The 25,864-nt window shown below is 61.3% G+C and carries 16 protein-coding genes; 9 read left to right on the top strand and 7 right to left on the bottom strand.

Annotation, left to right across the window (positions count from 1 at the left end):
* Nucleotides 1–2 precede the first annotated feature (2 nt).
* The 4 genes from MF6394_RS18695 to MF6394_RS18680 are packed head-to-tail and all read right to left on the bottom strand — an operon-like array spanning nt 3 to nt 4,668.
* Nucleotides 3–1,532: a DHA2 family efflux MFS transporter permease subunit gene (locus tag MF6394_RS18695; RefSeq protein WP_047711169.1), complete on the bottom strand. Its 1,530-nt coding sequence runs from the start codon at nt 1,530–1,532 to the stop codon at nt 3–5.
* Nucleotides 1,532–2,731, bottom strand: coding sequence for an HlyD family secretion protein (locus MF6394_RS18690; RefSeq protein WP_078467248.1), 1,200 nt, complete (start codon nt 2,729–2,731; stop codon nt 1,532–1,534). Before MF6394_RS18690 ends, MF6394_RS18695 begins: the two co-directional genes overlap by 1 nt.
* 15 nt (nt 2,732–2,746) lie before the next feature.
* A complete protein-coding gene (locus MF6394_RS18685; protein ID WP_078467247.1) occupies nt 2,747–4,198 on the bottom strand; it encodes an efflux transporter outer membrane subunit in 1,452 nt (483 codons plus the stop codon).
* Nucleotides 4,195–4,668 (bottom strand): MarR family winged helix-turn-helix transcriptional regulator, encoded by a 474-nt coding sequence (locus MF6394_RS18680; protein WP_014718945.1) that lies wholly within the window; start codon nt 4,666–4,668, stop codon nt 4,195–4,197. Before MF6394_RS18680 ends, MF6394_RS18685 begins: the two co-directional genes overlap by 4 nt.
* Before the next feature lie 384 nt (nt 4,669–5,052).
* Here MF6394_RS18680 and MF6394_RS34175 point away from each other — a divergent pair, with 384 nt between their 5' ends.
* The 8 genes from MF6394_RS34175 (at nt 5,053) to MF6394_RS18645 (ending at nt 17,516) form a co-directional block, all read left to right on the top strand.
* Complete coding sequence (locus tag MF6394_RS34175) at nt 5,053–5,442, top strand: hypothetical protein (RefSeq protein ID WP_161952171.1); 390 nt, start codon at nt 5,053–5,055, stop codon at nt 5,440–5,442.
* A gap of 104 nt (nt 5,443–5,546) precedes the next feature.
* The gene (locus MF6394_RS18675) at nt 5,547–8,348 is read left to right on the top strand and encodes an ATP-binding protein (RefSeq protein WP_069558151.1); all 2,802 of its coding nucleotides are present in this window, start codon (nt 5,547–5,549) and stop codon (nt 8,346–8,348) included.
* The gene (locus tag MF6394_RS18670) at nt 8,335–9,522 is read left to right on the top strand and encodes an EAL domain-containing response regulator (protein ID WP_078467246.1); all 1,188 of its coding nucleotides are present in this window, start codon (nt 8,335–8,337) and stop codon (nt 9,520–9,522) included. Before MF6394_RS18675 ends, MF6394_RS18670 begins: the two co-directional genes overlap by 14 nt.
* A gap of 86 nt (nt 9,523–9,608) precedes the next feature.
* A complete protein-coding gene (locus tag MF6394_RS18665; RefSeq protein WP_032896603.1) occupies nt 9,609–12,758 on the top strand; it encodes a hybrid sensor histidine kinase/response regulator in 3,150 nt (1,049 codons plus the stop codon).
* 22 nt (nt 12,759–12,780) lie between these two features.
* Nucleotides 12,781–13,428 carry a response regulator gene (locus tag MF6394_RS18660; RefSeq protein WP_032896601.1) on the top strand — a complete coding sequence of 216 codons (648 nt, stop codon included), beginning with the start codon at nt 12,781–12,783 and terminating at the stop codon, nt 13,426–13,428.
* Nucleotides 13,429–13,536: 108 nt separating this feature from the next.
* Nucleotides 13,537–14,127, top strand: a complete 591-nt coding sequence (locus tag MF6394_RS18655; protein WP_032896599.1) for a fimbrial protein — start codon at nt 13,537–13,539, stop codon at nt 14,125–14,127.
* A 73-nt stretch (nt 14,128–14,200) separates the two neighbouring features.
* On the top strand, nt 14,201–14,950 hold the full coding sequence (locus tag MF6394_RS18650) for a fimbrial biogenesis chaperone (protein ID WP_078467256.1): 750 nt from the start codon (nt 14,201–14,203) through the stop codon (nt 14,948–14,950).
* Between the two features lie 85 nt (nt 14,951–15,035).
* Nucleotides 15,036–17,516 carry a fimbria/pilus outer membrane usher protein gene (locus MF6394_RS18645; RefSeq protein ID WP_078467245.1) on the top strand — a complete coding sequence of 827 codons (2,481 nt, stop codon included), beginning with the start codon at nt 15,036–15,038 and terminating at the stop codon, nt 17,514–17,516.
* 676 nt (nt 17,517–18,192) lie between these two features.
* On the opposite strand, the gene MF6394_RS18640 is transcribed toward MF6394_RS18645, so the two are convergent.
* The 3 genes from MF6394_RS18640 to MF6394_RS18630 form a co-directional block, all read right to left on the bottom strand.
* A complete protein-coding gene (locus tag MF6394_RS18640) occupies nt 18,193–21,879 on the bottom strand; it encodes a translocation/assembly module TamB domain-containing protein (protein ID WP_177345147.1) in 3,687 nt (1,228 codons plus the stop codon).
* Nucleotides 21,879–23,606, bottom strand: a complete 1,728-nt coding sequence (locus tag MF6394_RS18635) for an autotransporter assembly complex protein TamA (RefSeq protein ID WP_044274025.1) — start codon at nt 23,604–23,606, stop codon at nt 21,879–21,881. The genes MF6394_RS18640 and MF6394_RS18635 overlap by 1 nt, the downstream gene beginning before the upstream one ends.
* 64 nt (nt 23,607–23,670) lie before the next feature.
* Nucleotides 23,671–24,321, bottom strand: a complete 651-nt coding sequence (locus MF6394_RS18630; protein ID WP_044274026.1) for a GNAT family N-acetyltransferase — start codon at nt 24,319–24,321, stop codon at nt 23,671–23,673.
* A 166-nt stretch (nt 24,322–24,487) separates the two neighbouring features.
* Here MF6394_RS18630 and xthA point away from each other — a divergent pair, with 166 nt between their 5' ends.
* Nucleotides 24,488–25,300, top strand: a complete 813-nt coding sequence (gene xthA / locus MF6394_RS18625) for an exodeoxyribonuclease III (RefSeq protein ID WP_044274028.1) — start codon at nt 24,488–24,490, stop codon at nt 25,298–25,300.
* Nucleotides 25,301–25,864 lie beyond the last annotated feature (564 nt).

Below are 25,864 nucleotides of genomic sequence, written 5' to 3'. Positions count from 1 at the left end.
AATCAGTGCCCCGACGCCGCAGGCCCGGCCTTCGCCGTAAACGGCGGCTTGGCCAGCCACACCAGCAACATCAAGCCCATGAACATCCACCCCAGCAACGTGAAGTAATCCACGGTGGACATCATGTACGCCTGGCTGGTGAGGATCTGGTCCAGTTGGGTATAGGTCTTCTGCCCTGCCCCGCCCAGCGCCTGCAACGCATCGCGGGTGGTCGAGTCGTAGACGGTCATGTTCTCGCTCATGTACGCATGGTGCTGGTCGGCCCGGCGGATCCAGATCCAGGTGGTCAGCGACGCCGCGAAGCTGCCGCCCAAGGTACGCAGGAAGGTCGCCAGCCCCGCGCCATCGGCAATCTGGTGCGGCGGCAGGTCGGACATCAGGATGCTCAAGGTCGGCATGAAGAACAGCGCCACGCCGATGCCCATGAACAACTGCACCATGGCGATGTGGGTAAAGTCCACTTCGTTGGTGAAACCGGCGCGCATAAAGCAGCTCAAGCCAATCGCCAGGAACGCCAGGCCCGCCAGCAGGCGCAGGTCGAACTTGTGCGCGTACTTGCCCACGAACGGCGACATCAGCACCGGCAAAATGCCGATGGGCGCCACCGCCAGCCCGGCCCAGGTGGCGGTGTAGCCCATCTGGGTTTGCAGCCACTGCGGCAGGATCAGGTTGATGCCGAAAAAGCCCGCATAACCGAGGATCAACACAATGGTGCCGATCCGGAAGTTACGGTGCGCGAACAGCCGCAGGTTGACCACCGGGTGCTTGTCGGTCATCTCCCAGATCACGAACACCGCCAGGGCGATCACCGAAATGGCCGCACCAATGATGATGAAGTTGGACTCGAACCAGTCCAGGTCATTGCCCTTGTCGAGGATGATCTGCAAGGCGCCAACCCCGACGATCAGGCTCAGCAGCCCTACGTAGTCCATCGGCTGGTAGCTGGTGACCACCGGGCGTTTTTTCAGCTGCGCACGCACCACCATCACCGCGAAGATCCCGATGGGCACGTTGATGAAAAAGATCCACGGCCAACTGTAGCTGTCGGTGATCCAGCCACCAAGGATCGGCCCGGCAATCGGCGCTACCACCGTGACCATCGCCAATAACGCCAGGGCCATGCCGCGCTTGGCGGGTGGGTAGACCGCAATCAACAAGGTCTGGGTCATGGGGTACAGCGGCCCCGCCACCAAGCCTTGCAGGACCCGAAAGCCGATCAACTCAGGCATCGAGGTGGAGATACCGCATAGGAACGACGCCAGCACAAACAACAGGGTCGCCCACAAAAACAGCTTCACCTCACCAAAGCGCCGGCTCAACCAACCGGTGAGCGGCAAGGCGATGGCGTTGCTCACCGCAAACGAAGTGATCACCCAGGTGCCCTGCTCCGAACTCACCCCCAGGTTGCCGGAGATGGTCGGCAACGCCACGTTGGCGATGGTGGTGTCGAGCACCTGCATAAAGGTCGCCAGCGACAGGCCAATAGTGGCCATCAACAGGCTGGGTGGCGTGAACGAGGCGTTATTGCTCATCAGCGTTGCGCAGCCTTGGGAGCGGCGACGCTGTTGTCATGGATCAACTGGTTGATCATGGCATCGGCCTCGGCCAATTGGCGGTCATACACGTTGGTGGTGAACGAAGCTTTTTGCGGCGCCTGCTGCGCCAGCACCGGGCCGCTCTGGTCGTGCAGGTCGACGTTGACCACGGTGCTCAAGCCCACCCGCAGCGGGTGCTTGGCCAGCTCTTCGGCGTTGATATGGATGCGCACCGGTACCCGCTGCACGATCTTGATCCAGTTGCCGGTGGCGTTCTGTGCAGGCAGCAAGGCGAACGCGCTGCCGGTGCCGGCGCCGAGGCTGTCGACGGTGCCGCTGTACTTCACGTCGCTGCCGTAGATATCCGACTCGATATCCACCGGCTGGCCGATGCGCATATCCCGCAGTTGGGTTTCCTTGAAGTTGGCATCGATCCACAGCTGGTCCAGCGGGATCACCGCCATCAACGCGGTACCCGGCTGCACGCGCTGGCCCAGTTGCACGGTGCGCTTGGCCACATAGCCGGTGACCGGCGCGATCAAGGTGCTGCGGGCATTGGTCAGGTACGCCTGGCGCAGTTGCGCGGCGGCCGCTTGCACATCGGGATGGGACGAAATCACCGTGTCATCCACCAGGGCATTGGTGGTTTTCAGTTGTTGCTCAAGGTTGGTCAAGGCGTTCTTGGCGGCGGTCAGGCTGTCGCGGGCGTGGGACAGTTCTTCCTGGGAAATCGCGCCACCCTGGGCCAGGGTCTTGCGGCGGTTGTAGTTGTCCTGGGCGGTTTGCACATCGGCTTTCTGCGCATTGACCTGGGCTTTCATACCATCGACGTTGCTGTACAAACCGCGTACCTGGCGCACGGTGCGGGCCAGGTTGGCCTGGGCACTCTGAAGGCCGACGGCGGCGTCGTTGGGGTCGAAGTTGATCAACACTTGGCCTTCGTGCACCAGGTCGCCATCGTCGGCGCCAATGCTGACCACGGTGCCGGTGACCAGCGGGGTGATTTCCACCACGTTGCCGCTCACATAGGCGTCGTCGGTGCTTTCATTGAAGCGCCCGTAGAATTCATACCAGGCCCACACGCCGACCACACTGAGGATGACGATCAGCGCCAGGCCGATCAGCATCACTTTGCGTTTGCGCGGGTTGGTGTCTTTGGGTTGTTCGGTTGCGTTGGTGCTTTCGGCAGTGGCCATGACAAATACCTCAAATTATTCCGTGCGTGTAGCTGGGGTGGTCGCGGCCACGCTGTTGGCGTGGTACCCGCCACCCAGGGCCTGCATCAATTGAATCGACAGGTCGATCTGCGCCGCATTCAGGGTGGCCAGCTGACGCTGGGCCTGCAGCAACTGCTGCTCGATGCTGAGCACATCCAGGTAGTTACCGATGCCTGAGCTGTAGCGTTGCACCCCGGTGTCGTAGGACTGCTGCGCGATGTCGGCCGCGTGTTGCTGGGCCTGGATCTGCCGCCCGGTGTCGCGCAGTTGCGAGAGGCTGTTGCCGATATCACCCAAGGCTTGCACCAGGGTTTTGTTGTACTGGGCCACGGCCAGGTCGTAGTCGGCATCCCGGGCATCGAGGTCGGCGCGCAGGCGGCCGCCGTCAAAAATCGGCAACGAGATCGTCGGCGCAATGTTGAAGAAGCGGCTGGCCGAACCGAACATCGCATCGCCCAGCAACGACTCGGCACCGGCACTCGCGCTCAGATTGAGGTTGGGGTAGAAGCGGGTTTTGCTGGCGTCGATGTTCTTGCTCGCCGCCTCCACTCGCCAGCGTGCGGCGACCAGGTCCGGGCGACGACCGAGCAGCTCGGCAGGCAATACCGCCGGCACGGCCACGGCGCTGGGCTTGAGCACCGCTGGGCGGGCCAACTCGTCACCACGGTCCGGGCCTTTGCCGAGCAATACGGCGAGGGCGATCTTGGCGCTTTGCAGTTGTTTTTCCGCGTCAATCAGTTGCGACTGGGAGCTGGCTTCCAGGCTCTCGGTCTGCTGGTACTGGTACTCGCTGTCGATACCGGAACTCAGGCGGCGCTTGCTCAGGTCGAGCATCTGGCGGGTACGCTTGAGGTCATCGACGGCCAGGTCACGCACGATATGGGCCTGGCCCAGATCGCTGTAGGCCTTGGCCACGTTGGCGGCCAGGGTCAGGCGCGCGGCCTGCTGGTCGACTTCGGCAGCACGGGCCTCGCCCAACGCCGCTTCCCAGGCGGCGCGCTGGCCGCCCCAGAGGTCGAAGTTGTAATTGAAACTGGCGCCGATGTTGCGCACCGTCGAATAGGCATCGCCCTGCCCGCGGGGGTCTTGGTCCTTGGCCAGGCGCGAGCGGCTCACACCGGCGCTGGCATCCACCGTCGGCATACGGGCGGCGTTAGCGGCATAGGCGGCGGCTTCGGCCTGGTGGGCACGGGCATCGGCGACTTGCATGTCGGGGCTGTTCTGCAGGGCTTCCTGGATCAGGCCGTCAAGCTGTGGGTCGCCGAGGCTTTTCCACCAGTCAGCGGCCGGCCAAGCGGCGCTCGACAGCGTCACGCCGCTGAGGGATTTACCGGTTTGCAGGGTGTTGGCGTCCAGCCGCTGACCCTGGGTGTCGAGGCCGCTGTAGTTGGCGCAACCGGCCAACGTCATCGCCGCCAGCACCAGGCTGAGTGCGCGTGTGTTCATGATCTACCTACCCGCTGGATCGTGATGGGGTCACCCGCAGCGATCAGCATTTTCTTCAGAATCCGCTCCAGGGTTTCCAGCTCGCCCGGCTCAAGCACACCGGCCAACTGGTTCAGGGCCTTGGCACCGATGTGCGGCAGCATGTCCGCCAGGCGCTGGCCTTCGGCGGTCAATACCAACTGCACCTGGCGACGATCTAGCTCGGAACGCTTGCGGCTGAGCAGGTCTTTTTGCTCCAGCCGGTCGAGCATCCGCGTCATCGAACCGCTGTCCAGGGACAGGTTGCGGCACAGCTCCGCCGGGGTATCGACGCCGAACTGGGCCATGATGATCAACACCTTGAACTGCGCGGCGGTGATGCCGTGGGGTTCCATATGGGTGTCGATGATGCGGTCCTTGAGAATCGCGGCGCGGCCCAGCAACAGGCCGAGGTGGCAGTTGTGGAAGTTGTCAGGGGTGAAGTGAGGCATCGAAAGTCACCTTATTACTGCCTAGGCAGTGAATGTGTGACGAGATATTACTGCTTAGGCAGCGAATGTCAAATGGAATAATTAGGTTGCTTGGTAGTTGAGGGATGAGCATGAGGTCTAAGGATTGCCTGATGGGCTACGGTATCTGTGCTAGTTAAGGTAGGAGATTCTGGAACAACTCGTATAGCCCTGCCCATGAAGTACTTAAAAGCGCGTCTACTGAGACGCTGCAAAGCACCGGTCACACCTGGTACTGCAGGGATAACTCGAGGTATGGCATTTTGATCAATCCCGTCCCGGGCGACACGTTCGCCAAGCAGACGACTTTCCCGCTTGGCAAATCTGGGCTTTCCTTCCGTATCTGGATGACGGGTACAGATCGCTATGAACCAGGATATCAACCCATCCCATCTGCGGACAGAACCTATGCCATCGGCAGCGCGGGGGGGGGTGAGGCTGGAAATCTTGAAGACCGGCCCACTGGCGGAAAAAGCCAAGATTGATGCAGGCAACCTGGCCACCCTGAGCAACGATTACCTGATACTGAAAATATTCAACCTGAGCAACCCGATCGTAGTCAATAAAGCCTCCTGCCAGACACCCGCCGTCCCGGTCGCCATGGGCGACGACTATCAGCTTAAGGACTTCGAAAAAAGCCGGAGCAGCACAGCGCACTGGACACCACCTACCCGTTCAATGCCTTCAGCCCCACTGGCACCCATTTCCAGATCCCCCTGTCGGCGGCGTATTACCGCTTGCCCACCGGCACCCTGAAGGCGGGCAGCGCCAACACGGATGTGACCTTCATCGTGAACTACCTGTAACAATCTAAGGATCGTCTGATTTTCCCTACACCTGGCCTTCCCTAAAGTGCCGGGATGAGATTAAAGAACTACCTCCACCAGATCAGCCCGGTCCTTTCCAACCCCAACGCCGCGCGCCGGCTGTTGCGCGTTTTTGCGCTGGTACTGCTGGTAGGGATTCTCGGTGGCGTGTACAGCTTTTTGCTGTTTACCTTCAACAATGAAATCTCCCAGCGGCGCAGCTACATGAGCAGCGCCATAGCTGAAGCGCATACCTTTTTCACCACCCGTGAAGCGCTGTTGGAGAGTCTGAGCTTATCAGCCACGCGTAAAACCGAACTGAACGCGCCGGTATCCGATGAGGAGATCCGCCTGTTGCTGGGGCAAACACCGGGCCAGCAATGGAGCATCTGGCTGACCCAGCGCATGCGTGACTACCTGAAGGCCAAGCAGCTCAACCTGCTGTATGTCGACACCGAGGGCTGTGTGCTGCGGCTGTACAGCACCGCACCGGTCACCACCGTGTTTTCCCAGGGCATGCTCAATCAACTGACCGCCCTCAAGACGTCGAAAACTCTTCAAGAGTTATGGCTGACCCATGCGTCCAATGGGCATTCACGGTTGTATATCTTTATTCGCCTGGACGAGCGGGACGTGAACTCCGGCTGGCTCGGCCTGGAAATGGACGACCACGAAGTCTCCAGTGCCTTGAACGACCACAGTGCCGGCGAGTTCACGATGTTCAACGCCGAGGGCATGGCGCTGTTCAGCAATAGCCATACACCTCCGCCTGGGCAGAACTTGCCACTGCTGCGGCAACAGGACTTCTTCGGGTTTGTCGGCGCTGGCTGGTTTCCCGAACAGTTGGTGTTGCGCAAGCAGTTGAAGTCCTCGGATTGGCAACTCACCTACTCCATTGATTTGCTCGCCGTGGTGCAGGCGCTATGGCCGCAAATCTTCGGCGCGCTGGCGTTCTGCCTGCTGAGTATCAGCCTGGTGTGCCTGCTGACCCGCCGCCTGGAGCACCGCTTCATTACTCCGGCGCTGCACCGTCTCCAGGCGCTGGTGGAAAGTGAGCTGTTCAGCCGCGACGTGATCCAGACTGCGCCCGTGGCGCTGTGCGTATTGCGCCGCACCGATGGCCAGGTGGTGCTGGATAACACCCTAGCCCGACAATGGCTGGGTGAGTGCGGCGAGCAATTGGGCCCGGGCTGGATACGCAATGCCTTCGACCCCACGGCGCCCTGCCTCACGGATTACTTCGAGACCGCCGACGGCCGTCACTTATACCTGAGCTGCGCCCCCACCCGTTACAAAGGTGAAGATGTGCTGTTATGTGCGTTCAGCGACATCAGTGCGCGCACTCAGATCGAAGCAGCGTTGCAACAGGCGCGCCAATCTGCGGACGCCGCCAACGAAGCCAAGACCCTGTTCCTGGCCACCATGAGCCACGAAATCCGCACGCCGCTGTACGGCGTGCTTGGAACCCTGGAGTTGCTCGGTCGCACGCATCTGGATGCCCAGCAGAAAAGCTACCTGCGCACCATTGAGGGTTCTTCCGCCACCTTGCTGCAGTTGATCTGCGATGTGCTGGACGTGTCGAAAATCGAGGCCGGGCAACTGGCCTTGGAACTGAGCGAATTCTCTGTGCAGGCCCTGGTGCAAGAGGTGGTGCAGGGCTACGCCGCCGCAGCGCAGAGCAAAGGCTTGCAACTGTACGCCTGCCTCGACCCGCAACTGCCGGAGCCGTTGCTGGGGGATATCAGCCGACTGCGGCAGATCCTCAACAACCTGCTGAGCAATGCCGTCAAGTTCACCGACGCCGGGCGCGTGGTGTTGCGGGTCCAGGTGCTCAGCCGCGAAGGCGAGCGGGTGTGTCTGCAATGGCAGGTCTCGGACACCGGCAAGGGGATAGCCCATCAAGACCAGGCGTTTATTTTCGAACCGTTCTACCAGACCACAGGCAACAACAATGTGATGGCCGGAACCGGCCTGGGCCTGCCCATTTGCCTGCGCCTGACCCACTTGATGAATGGCACCCTGCGCATGGTCAGCGAACCGGGCCTGGGCAGCAGTTTTTCCCTGGCGGCGCCGTTGGAACAACGTTCATCCAGGCTGCTGTCGGCCATGCCACAGACACTGACGGCGGAGAGGGTATACGTGGTCTCGCCCGTGCATGAACTGGCGCAAAACATCAGCGGTTGGCTGCGCCTCTGGGGCGCCCGGCCGCAAATCGGCGTGCCGGTGGGGATGGAGTCGGACGCCGCTGGCGTGTTGCTTGAGCTGTACCCCGATCCGCCGGACTCCCGCCCACGCCTGCCCTGGCAGGGGCCAAGGGTCATCGCCCGTTGCGACGGTGCCTACGAGCCGCAATTTCGCGGCGATGGCTGGAGTGTCAACCTCAATGACCTGAAGGCGATCCAGCAAGCGGTGCGCCATGCCCAGGGCGGCCGACCAGCCCTGCCCCAACCAACCTGCGAACCGCGCGAGCTGAGCCCGCTGGGCCTGCATATCCTGGTGGCAGAAGACAACGTCATCAACCAACTGATCCTGCGCGACCAGCTCGAAGAGCTTGGGTGCAGCGTGACCTTGACCCGAGATGGTGAAGAAGCCTTGTCGCTCTGGCACGACGGCGGCTTCGACATTGTGCTCACCGACGTCAATATGCCCAAGCTCAATGGCTACGACCTGGCCAAGGCCCTGCGCGAGCTGGGTTGTACAACCCCCATCATCGGCGCCACCGCCAACGCCATGCGTGGTGAAGACGCCCTGTGTCTGGCCGCCGGCATGAATCACTGCCTGATCAAACCTTTTACGCTGCGAGCCTTGTTCACCGCCCTGGCTCCCTACGAACGAGCTGCCCATGAAACCCTGTAGCATTCTGATTGTTGAAGATCACCCCTTCCAGCACCTGTACTTGCAGAACCTGTTCAACACCTTGGGCGAGTTTGACCTGGCGTTTGCCAGGGACGGTGAAGCCGCCCTGGCCTGCCTGAAAAACCGCGACTTCGACCTGGTGCTGACGGACCTGCTGATGCCCGGCATGGACGGTGTGCAATTTATCCAGGGCCTGGCCGCGCAAACCTCGCGACCGGCACTGGCGATCATGAGTGCGGCGTCGCGCCGTATGCTGATGGGCGCCAGCCTGGTGGCGAGCAACCTGCAAGTGAAGGTCATAGGGCTGATTTCCAAGCCGGTCAATGCCGCCGCCCTGCGCTGCCTGATTGATCAACTGCAGGGGCTGCGCCACACCCTGCTCGCCGAAACCCAACCCGGCATCGACCGCCAGAGCCTGGTCAATGCCCTGGACAATCACGAACTGCAAGCCTGGTTCCAACCCAAGAAGGCCCTGGACAACGGCCGCATCGTCGCCGCCGAAGCTCTGGTGCGCTGGATTCACCCCGACCACGGCACCTTGCTGCCCGGCGCGTTCCTGCCGGCGTTGATTGCCTGCGGCCTCGAAGAACGCCTGTTGTGGCGGGTGCTGGAACAGGCGATGGTGGCCCAGGCCCAGTGGCGCCAACACGGCTATGACATTCCTGTGTCGATCAACCTGCCCACTCACCTGCTCAACAGCCACGACCTGCCCGATCGCATCCTCGCTTTCGTACTGGCACACCAAGGTTTGCCCGCGCGCATCTGCTTTGAGTTGATGGAATGCTCGGTCCCGGATGACATCAGCAACTTCTACGCCGGCGCCTGCCGCTTGCGGATCAAGGGTTTCGGCCTGTCCCAGGATGATTTTGGCAAGGGCTACAGCTCGTACATGAACCTGGTGTCCGCGCCCTTCACCGAGTTGAAAATCGACCGAGCGCTGGTGCAGGGCTGCAACGCCAACGAAGAACTGGCCCAGGCGCTGACCAGCATTGTCAGCCTGGGCCGCCAATTGGGCCTGACGGTAGTGGCCGAAGGCGTAGAAACCGCGCAAGAACTTGCACTGTTGCGTAAGATCGACTGCACTCAGGTACAAGGCTTCCTGATTTCCCACGCCGTGTCTTCGGATCAGTTCCAGCAATTGCTGACCCATGACGGGCCGGCGAACGTGTATTGATCCGCGCAAGCGTGTGGCCGAACGTCGCTTGCTATAGAGGTCATTGTGTTCACAAGCAGCTCCCTCACCTTCGTCCAGGCGCAGTAATGCACCCGCCCAACGCCTTCCTGGAAAAACTCGCCAGCAGTTCCTCGCGCCTGAATAAAGGCCTGCTGGTGCTCGGCGCCCTGGTGCCGCTGTTGCTGGGCATCAGCTACCTGGGTGTGCTGCGCATGCTTGATGAACAGCGCGATACCTTGGACTTCCACTTCGCCCGCTTGATGGAAAATATCCACGAGCACGAGGTTTTTCTGCGCAATGCGGCACTGGAAAGCGTCAAAGGTGAGATCAAGCCCTCGACTTCCCTGCCGCCCCCTATGCAAAGACCACTGCCCGAAGAGGGGCCGAACGTGTATGAAGGTCGCGCCCTGCCATTCTCCTTACCGTATAGCTTGAAGATCAATCCGGACAAGATCACCGCCGATCAATCCCCCAACATCTTTGCTCTGGGCACCTATCTGGCCGCCTATTACAGTGCGTTCTGGGCAACTTCGCACTATCAGTCGCCCCAAGTGATGCTGCTCAATGGCCCTGGCAATTTTGACGTGACGGTGCCCTCAGCCGGCCGACTGCGCGGGGCAGGACCGACACGGGTGAACGCGTTGGTCGAGGTGATGACCCAACTGAATCAGCGCCTGGAAACAAAAAAAACCTCGCAGAGGGACAATCAGGTGCATTGGGCGCCCTACCCGGCGGCCCCCGGTGACGTTGCACCGATACTGCTGGCTTACGTGGAGATCAATCTGCCTGGCGAGTTTTCAACCATCGCGGGGGCCAGTACTCGGGTGGTGCTGGGCTCGCTGTTGAACCTGGCGCAGATCAATAACATCGAGCGGTTGCTGCAATGGTCGATCTACGATGACTTCACCCTGGTCACTCCCGCAGGCCAAGTGTTAACAGGCACTCTGAAAGACGGACAAATGCTGGCCAAGGGCTTGAATTTCAGCCGCGACGGGCTGGTGTTCAAGCTCACCAGTCCTGGCGAACAACACTGGACGGCTATCTACGTCATTAGCCTGCACCGCTTTCTCAAGTACGCGCTGTGGCCGTTGCTGTGCCTGGTTGCGCTGGTGCTGGCAGTGCTCGGCTGCAGTCGGGCAGCCAATCGCTGGTACACCGCACGGGTGATCCTGCCCGCGCAACGCGCCCATGCCAGCACCGCTGAAAGCGAGGCGTTCAGCCGCACGGTGATCGACACGGCACCCGCCGGCCTGTGTGTGATCCGCCGCAGTGATCACCAAGTGCTTCTGCAAAATCAGCGCGCTCAAGCCTGGCATGACAGCCAACGATTGATAAGCCTGCTCAAGTTGCACAGCGAGGCCGGGCAGACCGATCTTGAAATCAACGGGCGTCACCTGCACGTCGATTTCGTGCCTACGCGCTACCAGGGTCAGGATGCCTGGCTATGCGCGCTGCATGACGTAACCCGGCACATCGAAGATGCCGCCGCCCTGGAATCTGCCCGCGAAGCCGCCGACTCGGCCAACCAGGCCAAGAGCCGCTTCCTCGCGACCATGAGCCATGAGATCCGCACACCGCTGTATGGCGTGCTGGGCACCCTGGAACTGCTCGGCCTGACCGCCCTCGCCCCACGCCAGCAGGATTACCTGCACACTATCCAGCGCTCGTCCGCCACCTTGTTCCAGTTGATCAGCGACGTGCTGGACGTGTCGAAGATCGAAGCCGGGCAAATGATCCTGGAACACCAGGACTTCTGCCCGCTGGAGCTGACCGAAGACAGCGTGCGTACCTACAGCGCCTTCGCCCAGGCCAGGGGCTTGCAACTGTACGCCTGCATCGACGCAACCTTGCCGGACAGGCTGCGCGGCGACCCGCTGCGCATTCGCCAGATCCTCAATAACCTGTTGAGCAATGCAATCAAGTTCACCGATAACGGTCGAGTGGTGCTACGGGTGCGGGTGTTGGAAAACGCGCAGGTGCAGTGGCAAGTCAGCGACACCGGCGTGGGAATTTCCCAGGCCCAGCAACAGCGCTTGTTCGACCCTTTCTACCAGGTCAACGATGCCACCAGCCAAGCAGGTGCGGGATTGGGCCTGGCCATCTGCAAATGGTTGTGCGAGCTGATGCAAGGCCAGTTGAGGGTGGTCAGCGAGCCCGGATTGGGCAGCAGCTTTACCCTGCACCTGGCCCTGAAAACTGTGCTCGGCAGCCTGGCCGATTGCCCCACCTTCGCACCCGGCACCCCGGCGGTGTATGTACGTGCGCCGGTAGCTGAACTGGCGCAACACCTGATCGACTGGCTGGCGCGGTTTGGCCTGGACAGCCGCGCTGTCACCGCTGACGTGCCGCCGCCCTCGGCGCTGCTGGTTGACCTTGCGCCACTCGCCAATCCCCCCGCCTGGCTCGGGCCTCACGTCATCGCGACACCCGGCGGGCCCAACCCGCCACAATTGTCAGGTTCGGCCTGGGCCGTCGATGCCCACGATGTGCGCGCGATTGCCAACGCAATTGTCCTGGCACACCACGATGCCGACGCGCACAGCCCACCCACGCGCCCGGCAAAACCCCGTCAGTTGAACCTGCGCGTATTGGTGGCCGAAGACAATGTGATCAACTCGGCGGTGATCAAGGAACAACTCGAAGCGCTGGGTTGCTCGGTGGTGGTGGCGGCGAATGGCGAACAAGCCCTGGCGCAGTGGCTGCCCGGGCGTTACGACTTGGTGTTGACCGATGTGAATATGCCACTCATGAACGGCTACCAGTTGGCCGAAGCGCTGCGCCAGCAGGATAAAACGCTGCCGATCATCGGCATCACCGCCAACGCCCTTCGCGAGGAAGGCGAACGCTGCGCCGCTGTCGGCATGCAGGCGTGGCTGGTCAAGCCGCTGAACCTGGCGACCTTGCGCGCCGAACTGGAGAAACATTGCCAGATCGTCCTGCCGCCAGTGGTCGAACACCCCACGCTGTCACCAAAAATGCGCGCGCTGTTTGTCACCACCCTGCGCCAGGATGTGCAGACCACCTTGGCGGCCTTAGGAAGCGGTGATGCCAATGCCGTGGCGCAGCAACTGCACAGCATGGCCGGGGCCGTGGGCTCGGTACAGCTTCAGGCGATGGCCAGCGCGTTTGTCGAACTGGAATGTCGCCTGACCGGAATGGCCATCACGCCCGCCCTCGCGCTGGACGTGCAACAGAACCTCGCACGATTGAACGCTTTGCTCGATACCCTTGAATAATTTCACTTTGGAATATCAACCCATGGATACCCTCAACGTTGTCATTGCCGATGATCACCCCATCGTACTGGTCGGGGTGCGCGAACTGATCGAGCGTGACCCACGCTTTCGCGTGGTGGGCGAGGCCGTGTGTTCCAATGAACTGGTCAACTTGCTGGCGTCCGGTCCGGTGGACCTGGTGGTCACCGACTTCAACATGCCCGGCGATTCGCCCTATGGTGATGGCCTCAAGTTGGTGGAGTACCTGACTCGACACTTTCCCAGCATACGGGTGGTGGTGCTGACGATGATTTCCAACCCATTGATCCTGACGCGCCTGCAAGAGCTCGGGGTGTTGGCCGTGATTCAGAAAAACCAGCTGCATGACGAAATCCAGGCCGCGCTCCAAGCTATTGCCCGTGGCAACCCGGTTCGCCATAACTGGCCACAGCCGATCTCAGTCGTGGATGACGGTGCGGGTCTGGATGAACGCTTCACGCGGTTGTCTCCCAAGGAGCATGAAATTTTGCGGTTGTTTGTTTCGGGACAAAGTGTCAACGAGATTGCGCGCGGGTTGAACAGAAGTGCAAAGACTATCAGTACCCAAAAGGTGTCGGCGATGCGAAAGCTTGAAGTAAGCAGTGATCAAGACCTGTTGACTTATTGCATAGAGCGCAACTTGTTCAACTAAAAACACTTCGGGCACAATTGTACTTTCTATTTTCTAAGGATCGTCTGATTCTCCACTAAGTGCTGACGCTTTATTGTGTTGCTTCAACCCCAATTATGGATAAGCAACATGAAAACGTTCTCTCGAGCACTTCTGGCCCTGTCGATTTTCGCCGCAGCAGGCAATGTCCTGGCAGCCGACCCTGTTCCGACCAAGGCCGGCAGCGGCACCATCAACTTCACCGGCACCATCAACAACGATGCCTGCTCCGTTGAAGGCGCCGGCACCAACAAGACCATTTCGGTGAACATGGGTGAAGTGTCGATCAAGGACATGGGCACCTCCACCGCGCCAAAAGGTAGCGGCACGCTGAGCGCCGAGAACTTCGAGATGAAGGTCAACTGCAACGCCGGTACCAAGGTGGCCATGCTCTTCCAACCGACTTCTGGCAAAGGCAGCGGCCTTGTGACTGGCACTGGCGTGTTGAAAGTCATCGATGGCCTGGGCGCCGCCAAGAATATCGGTATTGCCTTGCTGGACAGCAATGGCGCCTTGATCGACCTGAGCTCACCCGCCACCGCGAAAATCGAAAGCAACCTGCAGGACAGCAACGCCTCGCTGAAATTCTCGGCCGCCTATGTCACCACCGGTACCGATCCGAAACTGGCTGTAGCCGGTCGTGGCGACGCGACCCTGCCGTTCACCCTGCAATACGAATAACCCGCACGAGCTTTACGGGTCCGTGCAGGGCCAGGCGGCCCTGCACATTCATTCATTTTGCGCGGTAGTCATCATGTTTTATCGTCACTCATTGTCCTTCTGCATGGGCCTGCTGGGCCTGCTGGTGGCCAGCCAGGCCACGGCCGGTATCTCGTTGAGCAGCACGCGCCTGGTGTTCGACGGCAAGCACAAGGAAGCCGGCATCACCGTGCGTAACAGCGGTGAAGACGTGCTGATCCAGTCCTGGATCGACGCCGACAGCAGCGAGGCCACCTCGGTACCCTTTGCCGTCACCCCGCCCTTGGTGCGGGTGAGCAACGACGAACAGCAACTGTTGCGGGTGATCTATGAGGGCACGGGCATGCCCACCGACCGCGAGTCGGTGATGTGGCTCAACGTGCAGGAGATTCCCAAGGCTTCGAAGACCCAGAACACCTTGCAGCTCGCGGTGCGCCAGCGCATCAAGGTGTTCTTCCGCCCTGCCGGGCTCAAGGCCGAGGCTTACCTGGCACCCGCCACATTGAAATGGCGTCTGGTTGAGCGTGGCGGCAAAAGTCTGCTGGTGGTGAACAACCCTGGTCTGTATCACGTGTCCATTGCCGAAATCACCCTGACCTCGGGTGCACTGCGCGAGCAACCATTTGATTCATTGATGATTGCGCCCGGCGAACAAAAAGAGTTCACCCTGAAACACTTCACGCCCGGGCAGTCACCCAACTTGTTGTTTCGCAGCATTAACGACTACGGCGCACAAGACCGTTATAGCGTGCAACTTTCCCACACGGCCGCTGTGCAGGCCAGTGCAATAAAAGACGCTTCTTAATACGCCCGTTTATCCAGCGGTCGCACTTTCACTGTATTTATCTTCGCTCCGTTAGTTCGTATCGGAGGTGATATAGGGTTCCTGCATGTTTGTATTCAAGTACCAAGGATTGGCACCGCTGTCGGTGGCCCTGATCTTCAGCAACGCCTGCCTGGCCGACGACGAAGAACACTTCAATACCTCGTTCCTGCAGGGAGCAGCCTCCGCCGTCGACGTACAAGCGCTGCTCGCCAGCAGCACTGTGCTGCCCGGCAACTACCGGGTCGACCTGTACGGCAACGACACCCTGGTGGGCCGTCGCGATATCGACTTTCTTCACAACCCGGCCACGGGCAAAACCGAGGCCTGCCTGACCCTTGAGACGGTGCAGCAATTGGGGGTCGATATCGCCAGGCTGCAAGCGGCCGGCAAACTGGCCGGCGATGACCCCAACGCCTGCATCAACCTGCCCGCCCTGATCGACCAGGCCAGCGTGCGCTACGACGTGCCGCGCCTGCGCTTGCTGGTCAGTGTGCCCCAAAGCGCCATGGAGCGCGGCCGGCGCGGCTATGTAGACCCGGCCTTATGGGACGATGGTGTGCCCGCCGCGTTCATCAACTACCAGTTGAGCAGCAGCCGAAACAGCAACCTGGGTGAGACCACGCTCTCCAACAACATCGGCCTGCGCAATGGCATCAACCTGGGCGGCTGGCGGCTGCGCAACGAATCGAACTTCAGCAGCAGCACTGGCCGCCCCAATACGTTCAAGAGCAACCGCAGCTACTTGCAACATGACGTCACGGCGTTGAAGGGCCAGTTCAGCGCCGGGGATATTTTCTCTGACGCCGACCTGTTCGACAGCGTGCGCTATCGCGGTTTGAAGCTAGCCTCGGACGACGGCATGCGCGCCGACAGCGAGCGCGGTTATGCGCCGATCATTCGCGGTATCGCCCAGTCCAGCGCGACCGTGGAGATTCGCCAGAATAACTACATCCTCTACACAGCCAACGTGCCGCCGGGCCCATTCGAGATCAGCGACATTTACCCCAGCGGCTCCAACGGCGACCTGGAAGTGACGATTATCGAAGCTGATGGCCGACGCCGGGTCACGGTGCAGGCGTTTTCCAGCTTGCCAATCATGGTGCGCCAGGGTCAGCTCAAATACAGCGTGTCGGCCGGGCAGTACAACAGCAACAGCGATGATCAAAAGTCGCCGCAGTTCGTCAGCAGCACCCTGGCCTACGGCATCAGCAGCAACCTGTCCGGGATCATCGGGGCCCAGGCCACGGAGAATTTCCAGGCGATGTCCATCGGCGCCGGGCGCAATACCCCCATCGGTGCGCTGTCCCTGGACGTGACCCATTCGGTCAGCCGCACCTTTGGCCAGGCGGTCACGGGCAACAGTGTGCGGGCCTTGTACGCCAAGACGTTTACCGGCACCGACACCAGCTTCACCCTCGCCGCTTATCGCTATTCGACCGAGGGCTACCGCACCCTCAGCGATCACGTCGAGGAGCTGAGCCATGAGGGCCAGAAACGCACGGGCAACTCGAAAACCCGCACCGACCTGACTATCAACCAGAGCCTTGGTCGCAATCAGCAATATGGCACGATTTACGTGAACGCTAGTGACCAACGCTACTGGGGGCGTGGGGGTTCGCAAAGCCTGTCGGCGGGCTACAGCAACTATTGGGGCGAGGTGAGTTACAACCTGGGCGCAACCTACACCAAGGATGTCGGCAACTATGGGCCAGCGAACAACGACACCCTGGTCAACCTGTCGCTGTCCTTCCCTCTGGGCTCAAAACCCCGCGCGCCGCGAGCCTTTGTCTCCGCAAGCACGCAGAAAGCCAGCGACACCACGCAAGTGGGCATCAACGGCTACCTGTCGGAAGACAGCGACACCTATTACTCGGTACAAGGCGGTAACAGCAGCACCGGCGGCAGCACCGGCTCGGCCAACCTCAGCACTCGCACCTCGATGATGGACATCAGTGCCGGTTACAGCCAGGGCCGTGGGTATAACTCGCAGAACCTCAACCTGGCCGGTTCCGTGGTAGGCCACGCGGGCGGCATGAACCTTGGGCAAACCGTGGGTGAGACCTTTGCGTTGGCGCAGGTCGAAGGGGTAAAAGGCGCGAAGATCGGCAGTTACTCCGGCGCCAAGACCGGCAGCAATGGCTTTGCCGTAGTGCCCAACGCGCAACCCTATCGCGTCAATTGGATCAGCCTGGACACCCGTGACCTGGGCACCGATATCGAGATCGACAACGCCACCCAGCAAGTGGTGCCGCGACGCGGTGCAGTGGTGCTGGCGCGCTATGCCAGCAAGACTGGGCGGCGTGTACAGTTTGCCTTGTTCGATGCCCAGCACCAGCCGATTCCGTTTGGCGCGGCGCTGGAAGACAGCGCGGGCAAGCAGATCGCAATTGCCGACCCTGGCGGCAAGGCGCTGGCGTTGGTTGAGGCCGACACGGGCACCCTGGTGATTAGTTGGCAAGGGCGGCGGTGCGAGGCGGCTTATGCGTTGCCACAACGTGATAAGGCGCTGAATTATGAGCGAGTGGAGTTGAGTTGCCGTCCTTAGAGGGGCAGCTATTTAACTGATGCATACAGAACAAAATGTGGGAGATGGCTTGCCTGCGATAGCGGTGGTTCAGTTACAGATTCAGTGATTGACACGCCGCCTTCGCGGGCAAGCCCGCTCCCACAGGGGATCGGTGTCAGGCGCTGATTCTGTGGCAATCCATAACCAGTATGGGAGCTGGCTTGCCTGCGATAGCGGTGGTTCAGTTGCAGGTTCGGTGACTGACACGCCGCCTTCGCGGGCAAGCCCGCTCCCACAGGGATCTGTGCCCGGCGCTGATTCTGTGGGTATTCCATAACCAGTGTGGGAGCTGGCTTGCCTGCGATGGCGGTGGTTCAGTTGCAGGTTCGGTGACTGACACGCCGCCTTCGCGGGCAAGCCCGCTCCCACAGGGATCGGTGCCCGGCGCTGATTCTGTGGGCAATCCATAACCAGTGTGGGAGCTGGCTTGCCTGCGATAGCGGTGGTTCAGTTACAGATTCAGTGACTGACACGCCGCCTTCGCGGGCAAGCCCGCTCCCACAGGGATCTGTGCCCGGCGCTGATTCTTTGGGCAATCCATAACCAGTGTGGGAGCTGGCTTGCCTGCGATGGCGGTGGTTCAGTTACAGATTCAGTGACTGACACGCCGCCTTCGCGGGCAATCCCCCTCCCACATTTTTTTACAGCGTACCGGTCAGAAATCGCGCTTGTAAAAGATATCCAGAGAGCTGGCCACACCCGTCGCCACTTCAAGGTACACCTTCTTGCTCAACAAATAACGCAAGGCAATGGTGTTAGCCGGTTCGAACACCCCTACCCCATAACGCAGGCTGAGCTTCTCGTTGATTTTGCCGCTGGCCACCACCGCGGTGCTGTTACCCGTACCCTGGGTGTCAAGATCAAAATCCTGAATCCCCAGCTTATTGGCAATATCCGTGGTCACCCCCGCGCTGCCCATCAAGCCCAGGCCCAGGGCGGCTTCGGCGAGCATGTTGTTGTCTTCGCCGGTGTTGGTGCGCGAACGGCCCAGTACCAGGTACGACAGCGCATCTTCCTGGGCCATGGTCGGCTCGGAGAAGATCTGCGTGGTGGGCTGTTCGGCGCTGCCGCTCAGGCGTATACCGGCGGTCACGGTGCGGGACGGTTCGACCACCACGCGCACGGCTTCGATGTCCAGGAAGGGCTGGTCCAGCGGCCCGGCAAACAGCAGCCGTGCGCGACGCACGTTGAGGCGCTGGCCGTAGGCGCGGTAGCGGCCGTCGTTGAGCCACAGCTCGCCGCGGGTGTCCATGTTGTCGCCGATGTGCACATGGCCCTGGACCTTGGCGGTGAGGCCGAAGCCGGCGAAGTTGAGCTGGTCTTCGCCTACTTCCACGTCGATATCCATCGCCATGGCCATCGGCGGTTTGCCCTCTTCGGTCTGGCTGCCGATGATCACGGTGTCGTCGGAGACCTTGACCGTCGAAGGCGGCAGTTCGCGCACGGTGATGTCGCCACGGGGAATGTGGACTTTGCCGGCAATCGCCAGTTTGTCGTCCTTGAGGCTGATTTTCAGGTCGGGGGCCACTTCCAGCTTGGCGTAGGGCTCCACGGTGACCGGCAGTTGCGAGCCTTTGAGGCTGAGGTCGACCACCAGGGCGCGGCCCCAGTCGATCTGGCCCGTAAGGCTGCCCTGCCCGGCCTTGCCGCTGTGCCAGGCGCCGTTGAGCTGCACGCTTTCGCCGGCGATCTGCGCCTGCAGGTTCAGGCCTTCGAGGCTGATGGGCAGTTCGGGCCCGGAGACTTCGCCGCCCACCAGGTTCAGGTTGCCGTTGACCAAAGGCGCAAGCAAGCCGCCGGAGATGCGGCCATTGCCGTTGAGCTTGCCGGTGAGTTTTTCCACCATCGGCACAAAGGGCCGCGCGACGGAAAGGTCCAGGCCGGCGAGGCTGAAGGTGCCAGTGATCGGTTTGTTGTTCGGCAGCGGGTTGATCTGCGCCTGCAACAACAACTCGCCGAGCTTGCCGCCACGGAAATTCAGCTGGGTGTCGATGCGCTTGGGGTTGAGGGTGGTTTCCAGTTTCAGGGTGTCGTAGGGGAAATCCAGCCACTGGCCCTTGTCGCGCACGCGCAAGGTGCCGCCACTGGCGTCCACCGCGACCACACCCTTTGGGCCGCTCTGGGGCAGGTCGAGTTGCACATCGGCGTTGAGCTTGCCCTGCCAGGCGAAGTCTTTGGGCAAAAACGCCGCGAGGCTGTCGAGGGGGAATTGCTTGAGGTGGTAACGCAGCTTCGGCTCGGGCATCAGGCGCTGGTCTTCGCCACACAGGCTGGCGCCGCCGGAGACCCAACAGTGCGCGCCGAAGGTCAGCTTGCCATCAGCCAGGCGTTCGATCTTCGCCGGGGCTTGCAGCCGCCAGTCCTGGCCACCGGCTTGCACGTCGCCGCTGGCCAGGCGCCCGCGCCAGTTGTCTTTGTCGAGGTTGCCGTCCAGGGCCAGGGCCAGTTTGACCAGCGGGCCAGTCAGGGCCAGTTGGACTTTCTGGTTCTTGATATCGCCCTGGGCGCTGGCGGTGAGGTTGCCGACTTGCGTCTCGCCGCTTTGAATGCCGTTGGCCTTGAGGTCGAGCTTGGCGCGCTGGGCGCTATCGAGGTTGGCATCCAGGTTAAGGCTTTGCAGGCGGTTGTCGGCAAAGGCCAGTTGCTGGCCCTTGAGGCCGAGCTTGCCTTGAGGGGCTTTCAAGGTGCCGGCCACCTCGACACGCCCGTTGACTTGCCCGCGCAGTTGCGGCCAGAGCTGGGCCAGGCGTGCCAGCTTGATGTCGATCTGCCCGGCCAGGCGCTGTTGCAGGCTGCCGCTGCCGTTGATGCGGTTGTCGCCCAGGCGGCTGTCCAGGTTGGCGAGGGTCCATTGTTCGCCAGCGCCTTCGGCCTTGGCCGCGAGCACGGCGGTTTGGCCGCGCAGGCGACCCTTGAGGTCCAGGTCGGCGTTGAGCTTGAGCTGTTCATTCTTGAACTCGCCTTTGCTGCGCAGCGGTCCGGCCAGGGTGCCGGGCAGCTCCGCAACCCAATAGGCCGGGTTCAGCGCCGACAGATCCAGGGCGGTGTCCCAGGCAATGCCGTCGGCAAATTGCAGGTTCAGGTGGCCTTCGGCCTTGCCCTGGCCGGCGCTCAGCTTCAGCTCAGGCAGGAAGACTTGCTTGAGGTCGCCACTGAACGGCGTGACCACATTGAACTTGCCCGCCGGGCCGTCGAGGTCGGCCTTGAGATTGCCCAGATAGTTGCCGTCCTTATAGGAGACTTCGCCGTTGAAGGTGCGCAAGGCCACTTGCGGTTCGTCGATGACCGGATAGAGGCGATGCCAGGGAAAATCCAGCCAGTCGATCTTGGCGTCAGCGCTGAAGCCTTGTTGCCAGTCCAGGTTGGCACTGAGCTTGAGGCTTTGCTTGTCGCCGGCCGTCAGGTCCAGGCCGGCAATCTGCGCGCCCTTTGCGTCAACCTTGCCCTTGAGCAGTAAATCCACCGGGCCTTTTTCGGCCGGTAGCACGGCCTTGCCCAGCAACTGGTAGCCATTGCTCAGGTCGCCTTTGGCGCTCAGGTCCAGTTGGTTGAGTTGCAGGGTATCGGGCAGGTCTGCGCTGGGTTTGAACGACTCGGAGGTGATGTGCACCTGCGCCGGCAGGTTTTCCGCCAGGGGTTGCAGCTCGCCAGTGAGCTTGGCCGGCAGGTAGCCGCTACTGTTGGCGTCGAGCTTGAGGGTTTTGAGCAGGTCGCCGTCGATCTTGAGCGCGACCGTCCAGGGGGCACCGCCTGGGGCATAGGGCAAGCTCAGGTTGCCGGTGGCATTCAGCGGCCAATCGCCGGTAGGTTGCAGCAGGCCTGCGAGGTCCAGCACCAGATCGTCGCGCTGCAGGTGCACCGAGTCGATCTGCAAGCCGGCGGCGGTCCAGTGCGCGGCCAATTGCAGGCCCTTGAGTTCTTCACTGCCATTGAACAGCAGGCTGCCAATGCGCACATCGCCCAACTGCAGGGCAACCGGCAGCTTCAGGTCGGGCAGTTGAATCGGCCCGCTGTCGCTCTCTTCAGCACTGGGGGCGAACTCCAGGCTGACCTGTTCCACATCCAGTCGGTTGATGCACAGGGTCATGCGCAGCAGGCAGCCGGGCGACCAGTCAAATATCGGCGAATTCAGCTCGACCCGGCTGCCGTCCTGCTGCCACAGCAAATGATCGGCGCTCCATTGCCCGCCCAGACGCCCCTGGAAATTTTCCACGCTCAACCCTGGCACCTGGCCCAGGGCCCAGCGACTGCCCGCCTGGGTGCCGAGCACCGACCACAACGCCACTAACAGCAAGGCGAGGATGGCGACCAGCGCCAGCCCCGCTATTTTCAAACCACGCATCACAGCTCAGGCCCCATGGAAAAGTGCAAGCGAACGCCGCCCGGATCTTCGAGGGCATGGGCCAGGTCGAGGCGAATCGGCCCCACCGGCGACACCCAGCGCACGCCGACGCCAACACCGGTTTTCAGGCTGGGCAAGTCCAGGTTGTTGAAAGAGTTGCCCTGGTCGACAAAGGTCGCGATACGCCATTTATCGGTGATGGAATATTGATACTCGGCGCTCAAGGCCACCATGTAGCGGCCACCGATGCGGTCGCCGCGATCGTTCTCGGGCGACAGGGTCTGGTACTCGTAGCCGCGCACGCTCTGGTCGCCACCGGCAAAGAAACGCAAGGAAGGCGGCACGGATTTGTAGCCGTTGGTGGCACTGCCACCAAACTGCGCACGGCCCAGGAAGCGGTGGTTGTCCCACAAGGTGGTCAAGCCCTTGACCGTCGCTGTGCCGTAAAGCAGGTTGGTGTCGGACCCCGCGCCCTCCTTGGCGACCTTGGTGTCGAACATCAGCCGGTAACCATGGTGCGGGTCGATGCGGTTGTCACTGCGCAGGTAGGAATAACTCACGCCCGGCATCAGCAGGTTACTCAGGCCCGAGTCATTGCCCAGGCGATATTCTTCGCGCTGGTACTTGAGGGAGATCACCCGCGTCCAGCCACTGGGCAATTTGCTGTGCCATTCGGGGCCGATGGTGAGCAACTTACTCAAGGTATCGGTGTTGGCGATCTCTTCATTCTGGTAGCCGCCGGCAAAGCGCAGTTTGTCGGTGAGCGGCGGGTCGAGCGGGATGTCGTACCACAGCCCGACGTTCTGCCGCGGCGCCGACAGTTCGGCTTCCCAGCCATAACTGTGGCCCTGGGGGTTGACCCAATGGCGCGTCCAGTTGGCTTTGCCCCGTGGGCCGACGTCGGTGGAGTAACCCAGGCCCAGGCCCATGGTACGCGGCTTGCGGGTGTCCAGTTGCACCGCCACCGGGATCACGTCATCGGTGGCGGCGGTGGGGCTGGCGTCGACGCGCACGCCTTCAAAAAAACCGCTGGCTTGCAGGTTCTGGTTGAGTTCGGCGACCAGTTCGGAGTCATAGGGCGTGCCGGGTTTGAACGGCACCATGCGCTGCAACAGCTCTTCATCAAAGGGCGTGTCGCCGGTAAAGCTGACCTTGCCCATGCTGTAGCGCGGGCCGCTGTCGTAAATGAGCTCGATGTCGGCCACGCCCGCTTGAGGGTCCACGGCAAGTTTCTGGCTAGTGAAGCGGCCGCTGAAAAAGCCGTAGCGCGAGGCCTGGTTCTGAATCAGGCGCTTGGCGTCTTCGTAATGGCCGTGGTTGAGCACGGCGCCGGATTTGAGGTCGTCGCTGGCGGGCACGCGAAAGGCCTTGAGGCTCGCAGCCGGGCCATCGACCCGCAGAGTCACGTTGCGCAAATGCACCGGTTCGCCGGGGTCGATGGTGAGGGTCAGGCGCGGGTTTTTGCCGCCTTTCACATCGCTGGCGATCTGTGGCTGATAGTAGCCCAGGGCCTGCGCGGCTTTACGCGCCTGCTCCTCGGCGCCACGGCTGAACCGCAGCAAGGCTTCTTCATCACGATCGCCCACCCCGCCGATATAGCCTTCGATGTTGGCTTTCAGCGCGTCGTTTGAGGGTTTGATCCGCACGTCCAGTTCGCTTTGCGCCAATGCGCCGCAGCTTGTGAACAGCAGAATCAAGCCGCTGGTAAATCTTCCTGGAAACTTCATAGGCGCGGATGCTACACGAGCGAGGGAGGAACTATGAACCCGGATTAGTCTGAATAATTCTGTTCTAAGCCGTTGCAGGATGTAACGCCTGGGGATTGGGATGGAAAAACACATGCTCGCGCACCGGCCCTACGGCGACTTCGCCGATTTCCTCATAGCCCTGGCGCTTGTAGAAATCCAGGTAACGAGAGTTGCCGGTGTCGAGCACCACGCCGGATGAATGCGGGTCGTCGGCACACCAATTATGTACCGCTTCCAGCAACTGCTCACCATGGTGCTTGCCCTGGAACTGCGGGTGAATGCCCAGCAGCGGCAACACATGCACAGACTCGGTGGGCAGGCACGCCATGACGGCATGATGGTATTCCAGGTAACGCCGCGTACCGCGCACGCCGGTGCTCAGCCACATACGGATTTGCCAGGCCCAGCTTTCGGTGATGCCCAAGCGCCGCTGGGGCGGTGCAATCAAGGCGATGCCGATCAGCCGGTCATTGACGAACAGGCCGATGGCCGGGAGTTTCTGAAAGAAGTGCTGCTTGACCAGTTCGCGCACAGTGGCACGTACTCGCTGCTCATAGCCCGACCGCTCGGCTTCGAAGATGTAAGCGAAGGTCGGCTCATGGCGATACGCCTGGTACAGCAGGGATCGCGCTTCGCGGGAGTAACCGCTATTGAGCAGGCGGATTTCGGCAGTGGCCGTCGAAGTGTCTGGCATAACAATCAATCTCCCTGGGCGCCACTCAAACATGGCGTTCTTATGGGTACGAACCTGCACAGCTCCAGTCGTTCCCACATTAGCAGCGCATTCACTCTACCGCCACGCTGGCCCCCGTCCGACTTGTCGGCTAGCATCGCCCTTTTGCCAGACTGGACTGCCGACCATGAAAATCGTCTCCTTCAATATCAACGGGCTGCGTGCTCGCCCTCATCAGTTGGCGGCGCTGATTGAAAAGCATCAACCGGACGTGATCGGCCTGCAGGAAACCAAGGTCCACGATGATCAGTTCCCCTTGGCCGAAGTGCAGGCCCTGGGTTACCACGTGTACTACCACGGGCAGAAAGGCCACTACGGCGTGGCCCTGCTCTCGCGCAAAGAAGCGTTGAGTGTGCACAAAGGCTTTGCCAGCGATGAAGAAGACGCCCAGCGCCGTTTTATCTGGGGCACCTTCGCCGACGAAAATGGCCAGCCGGTGACCATCATGAACGGCTACTTCCCCCAGGGCGAAAGCCGCGACCATCCGACCAAGTTCCCGGCCAAGCAGCGCTTCTATGCAGACTTGCAGCACCTGCTGGAAACCCAGTTCAGCAACGACCAGGCGCTGGTGGTGATGGGCGACGTGAACATTTCCCCGCAAGACTGCGACATCGGCATCGGCGCCGACAATGCCAAACGCTGGCTGAAAACCGGCAAGTGCAGCTTCCTGCCGGAAGAGCGCGAGTGGATGGAGCGCCTGAAGAACTGGGGCCTGGTGGACAGCTTCCGTCACCTCAACCCCGACGTGACCGACCGTTTCAGCTGGTTCGATTACCGCAGCCGTGGCTTTGAGGACGAGCCCAAGCGCGGGCTGCGCATCGACGTGATAATGGCGTCCACTGGATTGGTGCCACGGGTCAAGGATGCGGGGGTGGATTACGAGCTGCGTGGGTTGGAGAAGCCGTCGGACCATGCGCCGATCTGGCTGGAACTGAGCTGACAATACGGCCCAATGTGGGAGCTGGCTTGCCTGCGATTGCCTTACGCATCAACACAACCTTACAGGCTGTAGCAACCAACGGTAACCACGATGCGAAGCGAGCCGCTCTTGATCTTGATCTGCTTGTGATCTTGATCTCAGGCGCCCCGTCAAACCACGCTGGCCGAACGCAGGCTTGAATCCGTGGGTAACCCGGCAGGACGCCGGGTTAGCCGCCCCGCGCCATGGATGGCGCGTGGCGGCGGCCCACGGATTCAAGCCTGTGTTCGGGCACACCGAGCCTAAGCGAGGTGCCGAGTGGTGAGGCAAGAGCGTTTTGCTTACTTTTGCCTGGGCCGGCATTCCGGCTTTTCAAAAGTGAGCCGCCGTCAGGGCGGAACCCTAAGCGGCCGTTACCGCAGCAATGGATATGTACACCATCCAACTGTGTTACCTGCCAGGCCGTTTTCGCGAGCAAGCCCGCTCCCACAATTGGATCGCGGGGGTGTCAGGTAGATAGGTGTCGGCTGCCAGGCCGCCATCGCAGGCAAGCCAGCTCCCACAGCTTGAACCGTGTTGTGTCGG

Source organism: Pseudomonas sp. MF6394 (genome assembly GCF_002018845.1).
GTDB lineage: Bacteria > Pseudomonadota > Gammaproteobacteria > Pseudomonadales > Pseudomonadaceae > Aquipseudomonas > Aquipseudomonas lactis.
Note: the sequence above shows the minus strand (reverse complement) of the source record. Positions and strands in the feature narration are given on the sequence as shown.